13 protein-coding genes are annotated in these 18,319 nt (G+C 57.1%); 11 read left to right on the top strand and 2 right to left on the bottom strand.

What is annotated here, in order from left to right; genetic code table 11:
• Nucleotides 1-3 precede the first annotated feature (3 nt).
• The 11 genes from icmH to AADB16_RS03590 all read left to right on the top strand — a co-directional run bounded on the left by icmH (nt 4) and on the right by AADB16_RS03590 (nt 14,920).
• Entirely contained in the window at nt 4-831 is an 828-nt protein-coding gene (gene icmH / locus AADB16_RS03540; RefSeq protein ID WP_309045452.1) for a type IVB secretion system protein IcmH/DotU, read from the top strand.
• Nucleotides 797-3,496 (top strand): type VI secretion system ATPase TssH, encoded by a 2,700-nt coding sequence (gene tssH, locus AADB16_RS03545; RefSeq protein WP_410801412.1) that lies wholly within the window; start codon nt 797-799, stop codon nt 3,494-3,496. Before icmH ends, tssH begins: the two co-directional genes overlap by 35 nt.
• 242 nt (nt 3,497-3,738) lie before the next feature.
• Entirely contained in the window at nt 3,739-5,310 is a 1,572-nt protein-coding gene (locus tag AADB16_RS03550; protein WP_410803571.1) for a sigma 54-interacting transcriptional regulator, read from the top strand.
• A complete protein-coding gene (gene vasI / locus AADB16_RS03555) occupies nt 5,307-6,020 on the top strand; it encodes a type VI secretion system-associated protein VasI (protein ID WP_410801414.1) in 714 nt (237 codons plus the stop codon). The genes AADB16_RS03550 and vasI overlap by 4 nt, the downstream gene beginning before the upstream one ends.
• Before the next feature lie 45 nt (nt 6,021-6,065).
• Nucleotides 6,066-7,520 carry a type VI secretion system protein TssA gene (gene tssA / locus AADB16_RS03560; protein ID WP_410801416.1) on the top strand — a complete coding sequence of 485 codons (1,455 nt, stop codon included), beginning with the start codon at nt 6,066-6,068 and terminating at the stop codon, nt 7,518-7,520.
• Nucleotides 7,521-7,567: 47 nt separating this feature from the next.
• The gene (tssM, locus tag AADB16_RS03565; RefSeq protein WP_410801418.1) at nt 7,568-11,158 is read left to right on the top strand and encodes a type VI secretion system membrane subunit TssM; all 3,591 of its coding nucleotides are present in this window, start codon (nt 7,568-7,570) and stop codon (nt 11,156-11,158) included.
• A gap of 39 nt (nt 11,159-11,197) precedes the next feature.
• Nucleotides 11,198-12,115, top strand: coding sequence for a DNA ligase (locus AADB16_RS03570; protein WP_410801420.1), 918 nt, complete (start codon nt 11,198-11,200; stop codon nt 12,113-12,115).
• 149 nt (nt 12,116-12,264) lie between these two features.
• Nucleotides 12,265-12,588 carry a YqjD family protein gene (locus AADB16_RS03575; protein WP_298452093.1) on the top strand — a complete coding sequence of 108 codons (324 nt, stop codon included), beginning with the start codon at nt 12,265-12,267 and terminating at the stop codon, nt 12,586-12,588.
• Complete coding sequence (locus tag AADB16_RS03580) at nt 12,588-13,100, top strand: hypothetical protein (RefSeq protein WP_309044588.1); 513 nt, start codon at nt 12,588-12,590, stop codon at nt 13,098-13,100. The genes AADB16_RS03575 and AADB16_RS03580 overlap by 1 nt, the downstream gene beginning before the upstream one ends.
• A 290-nt stretch (nt 13,101-13,390) precedes the next feature.
• Nucleotides 13,391-13,969, top strand: a complete 579-nt coding sequence (locus tag AADB16_RS03585) for a porin family protein (RefSeq protein ID WP_298452100.1) — start codon at nt 13,391-13,393, stop codon at nt 13,967-13,969.
• A gap of 168 nt (nt 13,970-14,137) precedes the next feature.
• Nucleotides 14,138-14,920, top strand: coding sequence for an ATP-binding protein (locus AADB16_RS03590; RefSeq protein ID WP_410801422.1), 783 nt, complete (start codon nt 14,138-14,140; stop codon nt 14,918-14,920).
• Nucleotides 14,921-14,926: 6 nt separating this feature from the next.
• Here AADB16_RS03590 and AADB16_RS03595 read toward each other — a convergent pair whose 3' ends face one another.
• Together AADB16_RS03595 and AADB16_RS03600 are read right to left on the bottom strand one after the other, a co-directional pair.
• Nucleotides 14,927-16,234: a DUF3422 family protein gene (locus tag AADB16_RS03595; protein ID WP_410801424.1), complete on the bottom strand. Its 1,308-nt coding sequence runs from the start codon at nt 16,232-16,234 to the stop codon at nt 14,927-14,929.
• Complete coding sequence (locus tag AADB16_RS03600; RefSeq protein ID WP_410801426.1) at nt 16,231-18,318, bottom strand: ATP-binding protein; 2,088 nt, start codon at nt 18,316-18,318, stop codon at nt 16,231-16,233. Before AADB16_RS03600 ends, AADB16_RS03595 begins: the two co-directional genes overlap by 4 nt.
• Nucleotide 18,319 lies beyond the last annotated feature (1 nt).

An 18,319-nucleotide genomic window follows, 5' to 3' on the forward strand; every position in this document is an offset into this window, starting at 1 on the left:
ATTATGACCAATGCACAGGTAATGGATTTACCCAATGGCAGCAGGCAGTCCGGCGGCAGTGCATTCAGTGATCTGTTGTTTGCCGACGAGCAGCCACAAAACGGCGCTTCCGGCAGCGATTTTGGCAATGACCAGTTCCAGCTCAGAGGGCTGGAAGATAACCGTTTGACGGATGCCGCCACCCCCTTACTCGGGCTGGTTATCCGGATTCGCCGGCTGGCGGATTATCGCGCCGTTGAAAGCCTCTACCAGCAGGTAGTGGATGAAGTGGCCGCCATAGACCGCGAGCTGATCGAGCAGGGCTATGAACGCCCTACCGTGGTGGCCTATCGCTACGTACTTTGCGCCTTCATTGATGAAGCGGTGCTGGGTACGGACTGGGGTGCCCATAGTGTCTGGTCGCAACATTCGTTGCTGTCGCGCTTTCACAACGAAACCTGGGGTGGCGAGAAGGTATTCGCCATCCTTGCGCGCATGGAGCAGGAGCCGGCGCGCTACAAGGACATGCTCGGGTTTATCTACCTGTGTCTGTGCCTGGGTTTTGAAGGCCGGTACAAAGTGATGGAAAACGGCCGCGACGAATACGAACAGATCTTGAGAGGGCTTCATGAGCAGCTGCAATCGCTCCGCGAAAACTCTGACCCCGAGCCTCTGGCAGACGCGCAGATCAACGTAACACCGGCGCGCAACCGGTTACGCAGTGGCCTGCCGATCTGGGTAATTGCCGGGCTGTTCGCAGCAGCCATGGCGGGAATATATAGCTTATACAACATAGCGCTGGAAGAACGCATCAGGGATGTGCTCAGCGTATTGGAACAACTACCGAAATAAGGATATCACTGTGATTCGGGTAGAACTGCCAGCGCTCATCGGGCGCCTCAACGACATTTGCCGCAATGGCCTGGAAGCCTCAGCGGCCCTTTGCATCAGCCGCCAGGGCGCCGAAATAACCCCGGCCCATTTGCTGTTCAAACTGCTGGAAACGCCGTTTTCTGACGTGCGCCAGATTCTGGAGCAAGCCGGCATTAACCATCAGGAATTCCAGCCCATTGTGGGAGAAAGCCTGAACGGCGAGCTGCAAACCGCAGAGCCTTATCCGTCGTTTTCGCCATTGTTGATCGACTTGCTGCAGGACGCCTGGCTACTGGCCTCCACCGAGCTGGGTCATCGGGATTTGCGCTCCGGCGCCATCTTTCTGGCCTTGCTGATGAACGCCGACCGCTACCTCATGCCACAGGTTAGCCAGCACCTCCGGGACATTAACCGCGAACAGCTGCGCCGCCAGTTCGACACCATGACAACAGGCTCCGCCGAGCGCCCGGAAATAGCGCAAGGCGAAGCAGGCGGGGCTCAGGTTGAGGCGGATATGGACCCGCTCAAGCGCTACGCCACCGATTTTACTGCACTGGCCCGTGCCGGAAAGCTGGACCCGGTGGTGTGCCGCGACGCCGAAATCGATCAGATGATCGACATCCTCTGTCGCCGACGCAAGAACAACCCCATCGTAGTAGGGGATGCGGGAGTTGGTAAAAGTGCCATCGTGGAAGGCCTCGCCTTGCGCATCGTCAATGCCGAAGTACCTGAGCGCCTGCAAAAGGTAGAGCTGTGGACTCTCGACATGGGCGCCCTGCAGGCAGGAGCCTCGGTAAAAGGCGAGTTTGAAAAGCGCCTGAAAGGCGTGATTGAAGCGGTAAAAGCCTCAACCACCCCCATCATTCTGTTCATCGACGAAGCCCATACCTTGATTGGTGCTGGGAACAGCGAAGGCGGCTCTGACGCCGCCAACCTGCTCAAGCCTGCACTGGCTCGTGGTGAACTGCGCACCATCGCCGCAACCACTTGGCGCGAATACAAAAAGTACTTCGAAAAAGACCCGGCCCTCAGCCGCCGCTTCCAGCCGGTAGCATTGGACGAACCCAGCCCGGCGCAGGCTGTACACATTCTCCGTGGCCTGCGCACCGTGTATGAAAAAGCCCATCAGGTACTCATCGCCGACAGCGCCCTGAAAGCCGCCTCCGAAATGTCCGCCCGCTACCTGGCAGGCCGACAGCTCCCGGACAAAGCCATCGACGTATTGGACACTGCCTGCGCCCGGGTTAGTCTCAACCTGAGCACGCCACCGCGCAAACTCAGCCACGTGCGCAGCGAATTGCACCAGCTCTCCATGGAACTGGAATTGCTGAACCGTGAGCACACCCTCGGCCAGAGCGTCGACACAGACCGCGAAGCCGAGCTGGAGCAACGCATTGCCGAACTGAACGAGCAGTCCGCTGAACTGGAAGAAAGCTGGAACACCCAGCGCGACATGGTCGCCCGCCTGGTAGACATCCGCGAACAACTGCTCAACCCGGCGGACGTTCAGGAAGCCATTGCAGAAGACGAAGCGGAGACCGCAGTCAGGCCCGAACAGACTGGCCTGGAAGAACACCCCAGCCTGCAAAACGAAGCCGCTGCCCTAGAACAGGAACTGGCAGAACTGCAAGCCGACGAACCTCTGGTGCACGCCCGGGTAGACGCCCGCCAGATTGCCGAAGTCATCGCCGACTGGACCGGCATCCCCGTCAACAGCATGACCACCGACGAACTGGAAAAAATCACCCACTTGCCGACGTACCTGCAAGCCCACATCAAAGGCCAGGACACCGCCATTGATTGCCTGCACCAGCACCTGCTCACCGCCCGCGCCGATCTCCGCCGCCCCGGCCGCCCCATGGGTGCCTTCCTGTTGGTGGGCCCCAGCGGCGTGGGCAAAACCGAAACCGTGGTACAACTGGCCGAACTCCTCTACGGCGGCCGCCAGTTCCTCACCACCATCAACATGTCCGAGTACCAGGAGAAACACACCGTCTCCCGCCTCATCGGCTCACCCCCAGGCTACGTCGGCTATGGCGAAGGCGGCATCCTCACCGAAGCCATCCGCCAGAAACCCTATTCCGTGGTGCTGTTGGACGAAGTCGAAAAAGCCCACCCGGAAGTCCTCAACCTCTTCTACCAGGCCTTCGACAAAGGCGAACTGGCAGACGGCGAAGGCCGGTTGATCGACTGCAAAAACATCGTCTTCTTCCTCACCTCCAACCTCGGCTACCAGACCATCGTCAACCACGCCGAGGAGCCAGAGAAAATCGAAGAAGCCCTGTACCCGGAACTGGCCGACTTCTTCAAACCCGCGTTGCTGGCAAGAATGGAAGTCGTACCTTACCTGCCGCTGGGCGAAGACACCCTCAACCGCATCGTCGGCGACAAACTGGAACGCCTGGCCCAGCAAATCCGCGACCGTTACCACACCGAAGTGGTGATGGAAGAAGGCCTGGTAGAAGCCATCCGCAGCAGAGCAACCAGAAGCGAAAACGGTGCGCGCATGTTGGAGTCGATCATCGAAGGCGAGTTGCTGCCACCGATCTCACTGGCATTGCTGGAGAAGCTGGCGGCGAAAGAGCCGGTTAAGCAGGTAACACTGAGCGTTTCCGAAAACAGATTTTCAGGCACCGTAGCTTAGGCCAACCGAGATCTAGCGCAGCGTGGGGTTCTGCTTTCCGAAACCCTGCGTAGCCCATCGAGGTTGGTGCCGCGCCGAGCCCAAAGTAGTGAAGTAAGCCGTCTGGCTCCCGAAACTGTGCGGAGCCATGGATGGCGGAGCCAAGCGTACAGGGAAGTATTCACAGCGTGTTTCGGGAGCCAGACGGCTTGCTGAACGGTCGCAGGAAAAGAAAAACAGAACAGGGAACCAAAATGGGACGGATGCAGATGGAACTGCACACCGGCATAGAGCTGGCAGTCGCGCTGACACGCCAAGCCACATTGCCGGATTTGCTGAAAACCGCCACAACACAGCTGGAAAATGCCTTCGGCCTGAACCGCTGCTGGGCACTCGAACTCGACCTCAGCGGCCGCACACTGCACTGCAGCGACCTGGCTGAAACTGGCGAATTCGACTGTGGCGACTTCAGCCACCCCTTCGCCCACCTGCTGCAAACCGGCAAAGCCCGCGAACTCACCCGCGCCGCCAGCTACCGCCTCGATCACCCCGGCTTCCAGAGCCTCATCGAGGCCAGCGACCGCCCGAAATCCCTCTGGCTCGAACCCCTAAAAGGCGACGACGGCAGAACCCTGGGTATACTTGTGCTCTGTCGCGACGAAACTGACTGGAGCGGAATAAACGACCAGCCACTATACCGCGGCCTGCTGCAGCTGCTCGCTCACCAATGGATCGCCCAGCTGCAAAGCCGTGATCAGGTATGGCAACGCCGCCTGCTCAAACGCTCGCTGGACAACCTGCACGATGCAGAAACCGTGCGCAAACGCTGCGAAGCCCTGTCCCGCACCCTTGTTGGTCCCTCGGAATCCATGACAGGCCTGCGCGCGCAAATTGTTCGCGCCGCCAGTAGCCAGCTGTCTGTTCTGGTGCAGGGTGAAACCGGTTGCGGCAAAGACGTTGTGGCCAGAGGCATTCATGAGCTATCAGATCGTGCCGACGGTCCCATGGTGGTGGTCAATTGCGCCGCTATTCCGGACAGCCTGCTGGAGAGCGAACTCTTCGGCCACACCAAAGGCGCCTTCTCCGGCGCTGATCAGGCTAAAGAAGGGCTTTTGGCTCAAGCCAATGGCGGCACCCTGTTTCTGGACGAAATCGGCGACATGCCCATGGCGCTGCAATCCAAACTCTTGCGGGTGCTGGAAAGCCGCCAATTTCGCCCCCTTGGTGCGCAAACGGAACAGCACTCCGACTTCCGACTGGTCGCGGCTACCCATCAGCCTCTGCGCCAGAGTATCGAAGACGGTTACTTCCGCCGGGATCTGTTCTACCGCCTGAGCCAGTTCCCGCTGCAGATCATGCCACTGCGTGAACGCCTGGACGACCTTGAAGCGCTCAGCCGCCACTTTATTCGCCTGTATACAGAGCGCGAGGGCGTTGGGCCACTGGGCATCAGTAGCCACGCACTGCGCACTCTTGCAGCCTACGACTTTCCCGGTAATGCCCGGGAGCTACGCAATATTATCGAGCTAGCCTGCCTGCAGACTCCTGCAGGAGACGACATTCAACCGGAAATACTCCGGCTCACCGATATGTTCCCAGATCTGGCAGGCCCGAAAATGCCTGACTTGCTACCAAGCAGTTCCGATGAACACATTGCCTCTGGCACCGAAGATATCCGGGACCTCAAAGCCGCCGCCCAGGCATTTGAAGCTGCGGTTATCCGTGATCGCTTGCGCCAGTACGGCGGTAACCGCGCTCAAGCAGCGGAAAGCTTGGGCCTGCCCAAGCGCACGCTCGCTCACAAATGCCTGAAATATCAGGTTGCCGAATCATGATACACCCGACTGTTTCGGTGTACTCAAGTTTGCGTCCACTCACTGTCGGTGTTGTCGCACTTGGCCTTCTCTGTTTCTGTGCACCGGGTTTTGCGGATCAGAATACGCAAGCACAGGCTGACCTTTTGGAGGAGGCCCGCGGGTGCACCGGCGAAACCCAGCGGCTGAAACGGTTGGCGTGCTTTGACGAAGTTTTTCGCACCCCACTGACGGAAGCCGAACTGGTAACCGGGCCCGATGCCAGAGTGCGCCGTTTGGTCGGCTCCCTTCGCTGGCGAGAGGCTTATGCGCAGGACAGTGCCGAACCTTCTTCTGGCAACCTTAGCTACCGCAATACCGGGCAGGCCGCCGGCCTATTGGTGACCGTGCCCGCGCTGGGAGCAAAGCCGCCTCGCCCTTTGCTTGCCCTCCAGTGCCACAACAACATTACCGAGCTGACCCTGATGTTGCCTGAGCCGCTGGATGCAGAGCGTGTAAACCTTGGGTTTGGCACCACAGAGGCCGCCGGCCAGGGTGCCTGGCGAGTGCGCGATAACGGCTACGTGCTCAGCATTGGGCGCGGCCTGCCAGCTATCCGGGCGGTCAAGGCGATAGAGCAGAAAACTGATATCCGCGTTTATTCCGAAAACAGCCGTATAGACGGCCTGCTATTCGATCTGACCGGTTTTGAAAACGCCATTCGCCCGCTCCGTGAAAGCTGTGGTTGGTAGCCGAGTTGTGAGTGTAAAAATGCAAGGACGCGAGGAGCGCAGGTTATGCAGGTAATAGAGCAGCATCCCTACATTGAGCAGGTCGCCACCCTCCTGGAAGGCGAGCTGCCTGCCGGGCAAGGGCTGGGAGAGGATGCGGCGCTCGGGTTCCTTGAAGACGAAATCATGAAAATCGGCTCCCTTGCCCATACCGATATTGATTGGGGCAAGGTTGAGAGCGAATCCCTGAAAATACTTTCTGCTCGCAGTAAAGATCTTAAAGTTCTTGGTTATCTCCTGATTGCCTTGCAGCAAGGCGCTGATGGAGAGCGCTTTGCACTTTCGCTGTATCTGCTCCAGCGCGTACTGGACAGCTGGTGGGATGAAGGCTGGCCGTATCCGGGGGATAAGGGTAAGCGGGCGCGGAAAATGATGTTCACGCAGATGCTCCAGCGGGCAGCCAAAGCTGTGGCAGGAAGCGCCTTTGATGCCAGTGTGGGCGATGGCCGACTTTTTTGCCTTGAGGTGCTGGCAAAAATAGAGGTGCAGGCGCAACAAAAAGAGCTGCCTGACGATGCGCTGGTGGATCTCAAGCGAGCTGTTGAGAAGTTACCCCAGGCCCAGGAGGTTGGTGGTCCATCCGGGGCGAGCGCAGAGGCGACCTCTGAGCGCTCTAATGCGGCAAGTGATAATGCCAAATCGGGGCCAGCGCCTTCCGCTGCGCCAGCCAGCCCGGCACTTGGTGCCCTGACGCTGGACCCGGGTAATGAGCGGGCCACCCGCCAGAGTTTGCTGAAAGTGGCAGATTTACTGACCGGTACCGAACCCGAACGGCCCCTGGGCTACCAGATTCGCCGGTACGCTATCTGGCAGAGCATTACTGCGGTACCGCCAACCCGGGATGGCAAACGCTCTGACCTGGCCGCCGTGAGCGGGGATCGTGTTGCGGAATACCGTGAAGCCCTTGAAAAAGCCCCCGATCAGGCGCTTTGGCAGCGCATAGAACAAAGCCTGTCGGTCAGCCCCTTTTGGCTCGATGGCCACCGGCTCAGTGCTGGTGTGGCGACGGCCTTGGGATGCGATGCCTGCGCTGAGGCCATTCGTACAGCCGTTAACGAATTCGTGGAAAGACTGCCGCAGCTGGCGGAACTGACGTTTAACGATGGCACGCCGTTTCTATCCCCCGAAGCCCAGGAGTGGCTTTGGTCTGCGCCTACCCATACTCAAGGGCAGTCTGGTGGCAGTGCCAGCCCGTGGGAGCAAGCTTATGACACAGCGCGAGAGCTGATTGCCCAGAAAGGACTGGCGCCGGCGATGCAGCTACTTGAAGACGGGCTTGCGGGCGCCCGCGAGCCACGAGAGCAGTTCTACTGGCGCTTGGCATCGGCACGGCTGATGAAGGAAAGCGGCCTGGTGAGCCTGGCGTCACGGCAAATTCAGGACTTGCGACAACAGATAAGTGGTTTGGTTATCGAAGATTGGGAGCCTGCGCTCCTGAAGCAACTTGAACGGCTGGCCTGAGGGCGTAGTCGGAATACTGTCTAATTAATTACGAATACACAGCAGGAATGGACACCATGTGGAGAAAAGCTTTACTCATCGGGCGCTGGCTTCTGCCATACATTCGAAACGCGGCACCGGTCACCCTGGCCCTTGGCGTGATAGCACTATTGATCGCCACCTGGTGGCTGGGCCCGAAGTGGGAGGTGCGTGGTGAGTTCCCGCTGGCAGCCTGGCAAATGCGGTCGCTGGTTACCCTCGGTGTTGTGCTACTGGTTGTGCTGATCTGGGGCACGGTGCTAGCCCGTCGTCTTGGCAAGGTTAATGCCGCTAAAGCCGAGGAGGAGCAAGAGCAGGAAGATCCGATTCTGCCTATGGAACGCAGACAACAGCGTTTGTTGGATCGCCAGCTTGCCGCCCTGAAGAACAATCTGCCGGGTCGTCGGGGTGTTTATCGCTTGCCCTGGTATTTGGTTATGGGTCTGGAAGGGGCGGGGAAAACCAGCCTCATTCAGCGTTCCGGGCAGACATACACTCTCACCAACGTTACCCGCAATAATCGGGCAGATCGCAATCCGTTCGGATTCGACTGGTGGATTGGCGATAACGGCGTACTGATCGATCCCGATGGCGAGCTGTTGAGTCAGAACCAAAACCAGAGCGCAGCTGGGGAAATACAGCAGCGGCTTTGGACACATTTTATCCAGTGGCTAGAGCGTAATCGCCCGCAACGTCCACTCAACGGCGTGATCCTTGCGATTGATCTGGCGCAGTTGAGCACGGCCAGCGAGGGGCAGCGTGAAGCTCATGCTATTTTGCTACGCACCCGCCTGAGAGAGCTGATGGAGCAGATAGGTTCGCGCCTGCCGGTGTATGTTTCGTTTACCAAAATGGATTTGCTCTATGGTTTTGGGCCCTTTGTTCGCACGCTCGGCAAGCAGGAGAAAGAGCAGGCGCTGGGGTTCACTTTCCGGCTGGAAGGTCAGTTGGATAACGATGAGTGGCTGAATGAGTTTGCCGAGCGTTACAGCGAGATGGTCGCGGGATTGAACATGCGTTTGCCCGACGTACTAGCCAGCACCCGTGACTCTGAAGATCGCACAGCGGCATATTCGTTTACCCGTCAGCTGGCTGGCATGAAGCCCGCGCTTGAAAGCTTCCTCACCAGCCTTTTATCGGCAGATGCATTCTCCACACCCGCATTGGTGCGCGGTACCTACTTCACCTCGGTCGTGCAGGAAGGTGTTCCGGAAGATGCGTTTGTCTCAGCCGCCGCCAACCATTACCAGGTATCTGGCCCGATTCAACCAGCCCAGCGCACGGGCCAGTCTGCAAGCTTGTTCACCCAGACGCTCTTCCCGGGGATTATCTATCCTGAAGCGGGGCTTGCCGGAGATAACCGGCGGATTGTGCGTAGTCGCCAGCGCAGGGTGGCGGTTGCTGCTGTTGTTGCTGTGTGTGCCGGAGCGGGTATAACCGCAGGTTGGCAGCATTTCTTCATTAAGAATGCGGAAGCGGCTGCGTCGGTTGAAGCGCGGGTTAACGGATTCATCGATAACTGGCAACCCGTAGGCTTTGAGCCGGATACCACTGGCCGTAATCTGCTTGAACCCCTGGATCAGCTGCGCCAGGCAACACTGGCGTTTGGGGACCATCGTAAACAGTGGCCGCTCGTCAGCGAAATGGGCCTGTACCAAGGCCACAAGGTAGGCCCGGAAGTGGAAGCCTCTTACCTCGACATGCTGGCATACCAGTATTTGCCAGCGCTCATGTTCGGTGTCATGGGTGAGATGAGCCGCGCGCCAGACAACAGCCCGGAACGGCTTGAGCACCTGCGAGTGCTGCGAATGCTCTACGATGCCAGTGGCCGCCGGAGCGATATAGTCACCACCTACATGACCCAGTACTGGCAGAAAACCTTTCCGGGCCGTCGGGATGTTCAGCAGAGACTGATGGCACACCTCGACTATGCCATGACATACACCGATCTTGCTCAGCAGGCCGAGCACGGAGATGTAACGGCTGATATGGCTTTGGCGCCATTCAAAAGCAGCGTGCAGTGGTCGCAACACGAACTGGGGCGCATGCCGACGCCTGATCGTGTGTACCGGGATCTGGAAGTTGAGGCTGGCCGCGAGTTCAGCCAGCCAAACGATTTGGCCCGCACATCGGGGCCCGCGTTCAGTAATGTTTTTATGCGTGTGGACCAGTTTGGCGAGCCAGGACAACCGTCGGAAGTGACACAGGACCCCTTGAGCATTCCTGCCTTGCTGACCCGGGACGGTCTCGAAAAATGGTTCCTTAGAAAGTCTGCCACGGTAACTGACCTGGCTTTGGTTGACGCTTGGGTACTGGGCCGCAGGGACAATGTGGACTTCAGCAAAGCTGATGAGGCAGAACTATTAGCCAGCTTGCAAAACCTTTATGCGGAACACTATGCCAACGCATGGCGCACGGCCCTGAGCCGGGTCGACATTCAACAATTTGACGACCTCAACCACGGGGTGCGGATACTGGAAAGCCTTACCAGCGGCCACCAGCCCATGGCGCAGTTCCTTGGTCAGGTACGTCGGAACACGCAGCTGATCCCTCCGGCAGAGGGAGATGCCGCCGTGGCACGAGAACTGCTGGAGCAGTCGGCGCACTTCCGCATGTTGCAGAATATCGAACGCCAGTTCACTGATCTGAACCAGGTCACCCGTAAGAATGGAGATCAGCCGAGTGGGCTGGAGCAAATCATGCTTGTGGTTAACGATCTGCACGAATACATGCGCAATATCCAGGAGGCGCCAGATAAGGGCAGGGCAGCACTCAATGCGGCTCGGGCCAGAATGGGACTGCAGGGGGCAGACCCGATTTTCACGCTGCAACGAATGGCAGGGCATCAGCCAGAACCACTGAACAGGCTATTGAACCGGTTAGCCACGGAAAGCTGGCGTGTACTGCTCGACCAAGCAGTGGCGCAGCTGGAGCGGGAGTGGTATCGGGAAGTATACCAGCCCTTCCAGCAGAATCTCGCCAGGCACTACCCATTTAATGCCAGTGCCGGTCGCGATGTGGCCTTGCAGGATTTTGAGCGGTTTTTTGCGCCAGATGGCGTGCTGGACACCTTCTACAAGGACAACCTCAAGCTTTTCCTGGAGGATCATCCGGAGCAAGTAGGGGATGCACGCCGAGCCGGGCTGGTGCGCCGGGATGTACTGGCGTCCTTAGGCAATGCGGATAAAATCCGCAGCGCTTACTTCACACGCAGCGGCACGCTGGATGTGGAGTTTGCCCTTGAGCCCTTGAATCTATCCTCCAACAAGCGCCGCAGTGTTGTGAACCTTGACGGCCAGCTGGTGGAGTTTAGCCACGGCCCGCGCCAGAGCATTCCACTGGTTTGGCCCAACACCCTGAGAGAAGCAGTTGAAAGCAGAATTACACTGGTGCCAGTGCAGGTTAACCGTTCACCTCGCAGCATTTCGGAGAACGGCCCTTGGGCACTGTTCCGCTTGCTGGACAAGGCCGATATCACCGGCGTCAGCAGCAGTGCTGTGGATGTGCGTTTTCAGGTAGATGACGGCGAAATGCGTTACCGCCTGCATGCGGCAAGCAATATAAATCCGTTCACACAGCAGCTTTTATCGGGGTATCGGATACCGCGCAGCTTGTACTGATTCCCGGGCGTGTTTTAACGGGCAATGGAGGTGCCTATAATGAATTTGCGGGAGAAAGCGGGCTGGCAAGGGATGCAGGCCCGCCCAAAAGGGAGTATTTGCAGGCTTTTCCTGTGTGCTTCAGTGCTGGCTCTGGTGGTGTTTGTAAGGGTCAGTGAGGCCAGCCCGCCTCCAGTACCGCTTGCCACTACCTATCAGCAAGGGATTGCACTGGAGAATTACTGGATCAGCGAAAAGCTTGATGGTGTAAGAGCTTACTGGAATGGCCGGGAGTTCTTGTCTCGCAATGGTAACGTCTACAATGCGCCGGACTGGTTTATTGCAGGCTTCCCCAGTGTACCTCTGGACGGGGAGCTATGGATGGGGCGACAGCGCTTTGCAGAACTTTCCGGAGCCGTGCGCAAAGGTGTTCCGGTACCAGGTGAGTGGCGGGGCATCCAGTTTCATGTTTTTGACTTACCGGCCCCCGGGCCGTTTTATGAGCGATATGAACAGCTGGTAGCGCTAATCGGAAAAGCGGATACCCGTTACCTGGCGTTGGTAACGCAAACACCGGCCTCCACTCATGCTGCGCTGATGGCGGACCTGGATAAGATCGTTGCGGAAGGCGGCGAGGGCTTGATGCTGAAGCGTCGCGATAGTCTTTATGAAGCAGGCCGCTCGGATGACCTCATGAAGGTAAAAACCTTCGCGGACGCCGAGGCGGTGGTGGTCGGGCATATACCCGGCAAAGGCCGTCTGCAGAACATGATGGGGGCCTTACAGGTGGAGCTACCGAGCGGTCGTCGCTTCCGCATTGGAACCGGGTTCAGCGATGAGCTGCGCACCCGGCCGCCCGCACCGGGAACGCGCATAACCTTCAAATACTACGGTTTCACTGCTACCGGCTTGCCACGTTTTGCGAGTTTTCTGCGTGTGCGTGACGATGAGCCAAAGGTCACAGGGCTTGAACCCTGACAAGTTGTCTTCTGCGAAGTCTGTGTACAGTTACGAATTCCCGACCCTGTGCTAGAGTGATTTGTGAGCAGTCTTGCGGGCTGAAGGGCAAATAGGCCTGATCCAGCCCGTTGTCGAATGAAATCATGAATCGAATCAGGAGACAGCCCATGGAAAAGCAAACAACCAAAGATGATTACGCCCGCGTGAAAGACGATCTTCAGGTACTGCGTGATGACATTGCATCCCTGACCAAAGCGTTTGCGGACAACCAGAAGACCAGTGCCAATAACCTGAAGGATGAAATCAGCCGTGAGGCCCAATCGGTGTTTGAAAACCTGCGAAAACGCGGCGATGCAGCTCTTACTCGTGCAACAGAAGCGGGCTCACACACTGTAGAGAGTGTGGAGCATAAAATAGAGGAAAGGCCATTTCTCAGTATTATCCTCATGTTTCTGGCGGGTGTCATTGTGGGCAAAATGCTTGATCGCTGATGCTGCCTGATTCCGCAAGTATCCAGGGTATCCTTCGCAAAGCCGTCGCAGCTATTATCGGCATAGTGTTGACTCTGGTGCTACTCACTGCGCTGCTGGTGACCGGCTTTTACCTGCTGGTCAATGCAGCGACCCTGGCCCTGGCACCCCTGGTGGGTAAGCCGGGGGCCATGGCGATCACCGGGTTTGCATGCCTGTGTTTGCTTGCGCTGTTTTTCTATCGCATGACACGCACGCCCAAAACCCGCAGCGGGTCGGAAAGCAACCAGTCTGGCCTTAACTCAACTTCACCCATAGAGATACTGCGCTCGTTGATTGCTCGTAACCCTCTGGAGGCGGCAGCACTGGCTTTTGCCGTTGGCGTAGCCGAGCAGGGTGACCCGAGGCTGAAGAAACTGTTGCTCCAGGGCGGTATGGTTCTGATGCGTCAGTCTTCCGGTTCCGGCACCTCGGGAGCCAGTAACTCCGGAGATAGTGCCGCGCCTTCCGAAGATAACACTCCCACCGATTAATCCTCTGCGCCACGCAGAGCGTCTCGAAATTTACGTTCTTGAATACCTTTCATCTGTGCTTTTCAACAATGAGCATGCGTGGTTTCATATGAGGTAACGTATTGTTTTATTGGTGTTTTTAGTGGAAGTATTAAGAGAGTATGAAGAGATTTTAGTCTGGATGTAACCCAAATTGGCGATCAGGGGCGCTAGGGTAGTGTCACGTGTTTCGGGGGCGATGCATCAATCGACGCAGTCACCCGAGGAACGCTTTGACGAATGGATTTCTTAACTAGCGAGGAAAAAGCATTATGAACTCTAAAGCTCGTATTGCCTGTGCCACGATTTTGTCTGCCAGTGTATTTGCTGCTCCGGTAGCTTTCGCCCAAGGCACTTCTGATCGTGACGCCTCCGGCCCATACATCAAAGGCAGTTATGGTGGATATAAATCCCACGGTGGTGACTTTGACGACTCCAACGATCTTTACGGCGCGGGTCTCGGTTATCAGTTTAACCAGTTTTTTGCTCTGGAAGCGGCTTACATAGACTTTGGCAACTTCGGCAAAGACGATGTTGAGGGCAAACTCAAAGGTGGCTCACTGGTAGCGATTGGTCGTCTGCCTGTGACAAACAGTTTTGGTGTGTACGCCAAGGCAGGTGCTTTCGCAGCGGCACTTGATGTGGATGCGTTCGATGAAAACGAGACCTATGATGAGGTAAGCCCTGTTGTAGGTGCAGGTGTCGACTTCCGCATCACGGAGCACCTGACCACATTCCTGGAGTACAACCGTTACAACGTGGATGTGGATGAAAACGACTTCAATGGTCAGTTGAATAACGACGGCCCCGACTTTGATACCGCTCAGGTCGGCCTTAAGTTCCAGTTCTGATTATCTGTGGTATGCCCCCCAAAAAAGGTGCAGAGGCTTGGCTTCTGCACCTTTTTTCTTGTCTGCCCCTTAATAGCCTGTTTGCAGCTCATACCGATATACTGATACTGCGTTTCCCGGCGTGATCCGGAATGTAAAATGGTAAATAGCGGAACAGGAAAAGTGCTTATGTCTGATAACCAACCCTTCGACTGGTCATCAATACCGGCAGCGGTGTGGCGTCGCCATCGTGCAGGCTTGCGAGCGGTGCGGAGGCTGGACCCGATTCAGTGGGGTTCTCTGACGGGTATTGATCGTCAGCAACAGGCGCTTGCTCGCAATACAGAACGCTTCCTTGCCGGCGAGCCGTCCAACAATGTGCTGCTTTGGGGAGCGCGAGGTACGGGGAAGTCATCGCTGATCAAGGCGTTGCTGAACCGTTACCACGAGCAAGGCTTGAGAATCATTGAAGTGGACAAAGACGATTTGGTGAACCTGCCTGAGATCGTTGATGACATCTGCGATCTTCCATACCGCTTCATCATCTTCTGTGATGACCTGTCCTTTGACGTTGGCGAAACCGGTTACAAGGCTCTGAAAAGCGTGCTCGAAGGGTCACTGGAGCTGCCGCCTGAAAACGTTCGCGTATATGCCACGTCGAATCGCCGCCACCTGATGCCGGAGTTCATGTCTGATAACCTCAAAGGCCATACTCAGGATGGTGAAATTCACCCGGCTGAAGCTATAGAGGAGCAGGTGTCTCTGGCTGACCGTTTTGGCTTGCAGTTGTCCTTTTACGCGTTTCCCCAAGAAGTATATTTGCAGGCAGTGGATGCATTGTTCCCGGAAGTTGCGGATAGAGAGCAGTTGCACCGCGAAGCCATTCGCTTCGCCACCCAAAAAGGCGTGCGCAATGGCCGCACGGCGCAGCAGTTTTACCGCCAGTTTTCGGGTGATGAACACCTTGGTTGAAGCCTGTTACTGCCGTCTTGCCATGCGAATAAAGTGGTGGTGAACAACCCGGATGGATAGATACACCAAGGCAAGCGTGGCGGGAATAGCAATGCCCAGTGCCAGTGTTTTGTTGAAGATGATCCCCGCTTCGTAAACCGAGTCCAGAGCCAGTTTTAGTAAGCCAATCAGGTAGTAGGTAATCGCAACCACGGAAAAGCCTTCAACCGTGTGCTGCATCATCAACTGGATTTTTGAACGCCTGTCCATGGAGCTGAGCAGCTGCTGATTCTGGCTCTGGATAGCCAGCTCTACCCGAGTGCGCATCATGTCGGAGGTGCGATCTACCCGGCGGGAAAGGTCCTCCAGCCGCACACTGACAGCTTCACAGGTTTTGACGGCAGGGGTCAGCCGGCGGGTCATGAACTCAGAGATGGTGAGGTGGCCTGACACTTCGTCTTCTCGCAGTTCTTCAAGGCGTGTCAGCACCAACTGATGGTAGGCTTTGGTGGCGGAAAAACGGAAGGTGGAATGAGCACGAAAGGCTTCAATTTTGGCTGCAATGTGAGTCAGTTTGGCCAAAATGGTTTGCTCGTTCTGCGCTTCGTTATCAGCCAGCGCCTGAGTGATGACGGCCAGTTGCTGGTCCATATCATTGAGGACTGGTGTGATTTCGCGAGCCACGGGCAATGCCAGCAGAGACATCAAGCGATAGGTCTCGATTTCCATCAACCGCTGCACGAGCCGGCCTAGTTGGCTGTCAGACATGCTGTAGTTGAGCACCATGAAACGGCCGAAATTGTCTGAATGCAGCTGAAACGTACCCAGTACCCGCGCCGCCCCTTCCTGTGGGCTGCTGCCTATTAGCCGCATGCCCTCAAAATGTCGGCGCATGAACGCAGGTTCGTTGCGGGCATGTTCCACTGACGGGCTAACGTCAATATGAAAGGCGGCGACTACTATGCCTTCCAATTGTTCGAGCCAGCCATGAGGCAGGGCGCTGATGCCGGTTTCCTCAAACGGCTCAGCATCGGAAGGCGCCAGATTGGTAAAGGTGTAAGCGGTGAATTCCAGATGCACTTCACGGCGAATGCGCAGCTGATCAAAGGTTTGCTCGTAGCAAGTAACCTCTTCCTCTGGCCAGGGTTGCCCCAGCATCCGGTGTAGGCTTTGCAGATGTTTAAACTGGCTGTTGCGCTGCTCTGACGTGGTCAGAACGGCGATATGGCTTACCCTTGCCTGTGATGGTAATACCTGAAAAGGGCGCGAGTGCAGCTCCTGATACAGGTCAGGGCGCAGGGGGTGAAACTCCAGTGCGACGGTCTTGGCGGTCAAGAGTCTGTCCTTGGTTTATCCGTAAGCTTTGGGATGATAACGCGGAAGGATGCGCCGTCAATGCCATTAAAGTGCTGGTTTTGAGCGTCAACCCGGCCACCAAAGAAGTCGGCAATCAAACGCACGATCAACAGCCCCTGGCCCAGATGCCCCTCGGTTTTGCCTTCACGCTGGGACACAAACGCCTCGAAAATGTCCACGCCCGAGCTGGTTGGCAAGCTTGAACCTTCGTTGAACACTTCGATTTGGTAGTGGTCAGTGTGTTGGTCCAGACGTATTTCAATTCTGCCCTTTTGGGGTGTGAAGTCGCGGGCGTTGTCGACCAGTTTGTCCAGCATCTGTACCAGCAGTTCCGGGGAGCCGACAAGGTTGATGCCGGATTCCGGTCCGGTGTAGCTAAGGTGATGATGCGGATCCAGCGTTTGATAGGCCGCGCTTGCCTGGCTAACCACCTCGGCCAGATCGAAGGGTTCTTTGTCTGCATGATCGAAACTCTGTTCCAGCCTCGCGGCCTCGCTCATGCCATTGAGGATTTGCCGCAAACGTTCAGTACCTGCGGTCGCACGCCCGATGTATTGCGAACGTTCATCTTCAGTTTCGGCGTGAGAGAGGTTTTCAAGGGATGAGCGCACCACGGCCACCGGGGTTTTGAGTTCATGGGAAAGCCGCTTTGAAAAGCTTTCCAGATACCGGTTGTAGCCGTGTAGCCGGTCGGCCATTTGCGCGAAATGGTTCTGCAATTGGCCCAGTTCATCCTTGGCCCCTGAGCCGGGCAGGGTACCGATAATCCGCCCATCCTGATCTATGGTGGCGTTGACTGCGCGCTGTAAGCGGGCAATGCGCCAGGATAACCAGCTGGCATAACCCAGCAAAACCAGCGTCAGGCCAATAATAATCAGCGTGCTGCGGGCAATAACGGAACCTAGCGTGGAGCCCGCCAGCGTTAATAACTGGTCCAGGGATTGCTCAAGTATCAGGGTCCGGCCCCCAAAGACGGGTTTGGTTGTCATCAGCCAAACATGGTCGTCTTCATGCCGCACCAGCCCTTCTTCGGGAATGCTACTCACATCCAGTCGGTTGGTATGAATGGAGAGGCGTGCAGGTGAGGGCTGGTAAAACTGCACCAAGGCCCGTAGGGCGTTCAGGCTTATGTGCTCCACAATTTGCAGCGGGCTGAGTTCATCAAACTCCGGGGCTGCCTGCCGGGACGGTGTTGCCTGTTGGGCGATCACCCAGCCCGCCGGCTCGATCAGCCGCGCCATTTGGCCTTTGCTCATTCCGGGCACCAGTTGCCGCTCAAGTTCGGATTGGCGTTCCACCAGAACCGGCAGTGGGGCGGTAGACGTTCCGGCTTGCGCTAATCCGGAACTGTCCTGCCATTTCGCAGCAAAACCGAAATGGCTGCCTTGTGGCGGCTTGGGTAATTTCAGTTCCAGCTGCCAGCCGTTGCCTACACTGTTCCAATGCCCGCTCACCCGGTAATCGGGGTTGTTGCTACGTGCACTGTTTGTTGTATCAATTGTCGTCGCATACACCGTGCCTGGTGGTGAGGCGCGCATGAGCCAGGAGGTGGTTTGGGCATCGGGATTGAGTGCTTTGCTGCCTGCAGGTTCGAGCCATAATAAGAGCTGGTCGTGGGGCTGATTGGGTGCGCCGGGGTTGAAGAATTCGGGCTGGCGGTTGCTGAGACGTATCAGCAGGTACAGGTGGCGTTGATCGGTTGCGGCTTGCCAGTGCAGGGTGGGTTTGTCGGAGCTTTCTGTGGGTTGTTTTGAATAGGCAGAGGGCTGCCAAAGCCGGGATTGTTCGCCCTCATCGTAACCAGGCCAGTCATGGCCGTAGCCGTCGAGATTGATCGGGCTGGTGAGGCTTTCCATGTAAATGGCGGGTGTTTGGGGCTTAACAGCGGGAAGCCCCAGGCTGAGGTCGCCGGCGGTGTTTGCCAGCCGGTCAGCTTGATCTTGCAGTTGTTGCAGCGCCTGCTGCCGAAGTGCCTGATCCAGCTCCAGCACGAACTGCAAGCCGGCCCAGGGGATGAGTAGCATCAGCAAGCTGGCAATAAAGAGCTGGCGTTTGAGTGTCACG

It is taken from the genome of Marinobacter sp. KMM 10035 (genome assembly GCF_046537445.1).
GTDB classification, from domain to species: Bacteria; Pseudomonadota; Gammaproteobacteria; order Pseudomonadales; family Oleiphilaceae; genus Marinobacter; species Marinobacter sediminicola.

Bases quoted from the DNA above. Each gene is read 5' to 3' on its own strand.
- tssM (WP_410801418.1), top strand. From the start codon at position 7,568: ATGGACACCATGTGGAGAAAAGCTTTACTCATCGGGCGCTGGCTTCTG.
- tssA (WP_410801416.1), top strand. From the start codon at position 6,066: ATGCAGGTAATAGAGCAGCATCCCTACATTGAGCAGGTCGCCACCCTC.
- AADB16_RS03550 (WP_410803571.1), top strand. From the start codon at position 3,739: ATGCAGATGGAACTGCACACCGGCATAGAGCTGGCAGTCGCGCTGACA.
- AADB16_RS03585 (WP_298452100.1), top strand. From the start codon at position 13,391: ATGAACTCTAAAGCTCGTATTGCCTGTGCCACGATTTTGTCTGCCAGT.
- icmH (WP_309045452.1), top strand. From the start codon at position 4: ATGACCAATGCACAGGTAATGGATTTACCCAATGGCAGCAGGCAGTCC.
- tssH (WP_410801412.1), top strand. From the start codon at position 797: ATGTGCTCAGCGTATTGGAACAACTACCGAAATAAGGATATCACTGTG.
- AADB16_RS03575 (WP_298452093.1), top strand. From the start codon at position 12,265: ATGGAAAAGCAAACAACCAAAGATGATTACGCCCGCGTGAAAGACGAT.
- AADB16_RS03590 (WP_410801422.1), top strand. From the start codon at position 14,138: ATGTCTGATAACCAACCCTTCGACTGGTCATCAATACCGGCAGCGGTG.
- vasI (WP_410801414.1), top strand. From the start codon at position 5,307: ATGATACACCCGACTGTTTCGGTGTACTCAAGTTTGCGTCCACTCACT.
- AADB16_RS03570 (WP_410801420.1), top strand. From the start codon at position 11,198: ATGAATTTGCGGGAGAAAGCGGGCTGGCAAGGGATGCAGGCCCGCCCA.
- AADB16_RS03580 (WP_309044588.1), top strand. From the start codon at position 12,588: ATGCTGCCTGATTCCGCAAGTATCCAGGGTATCCTTCGCAAAGCCGTC.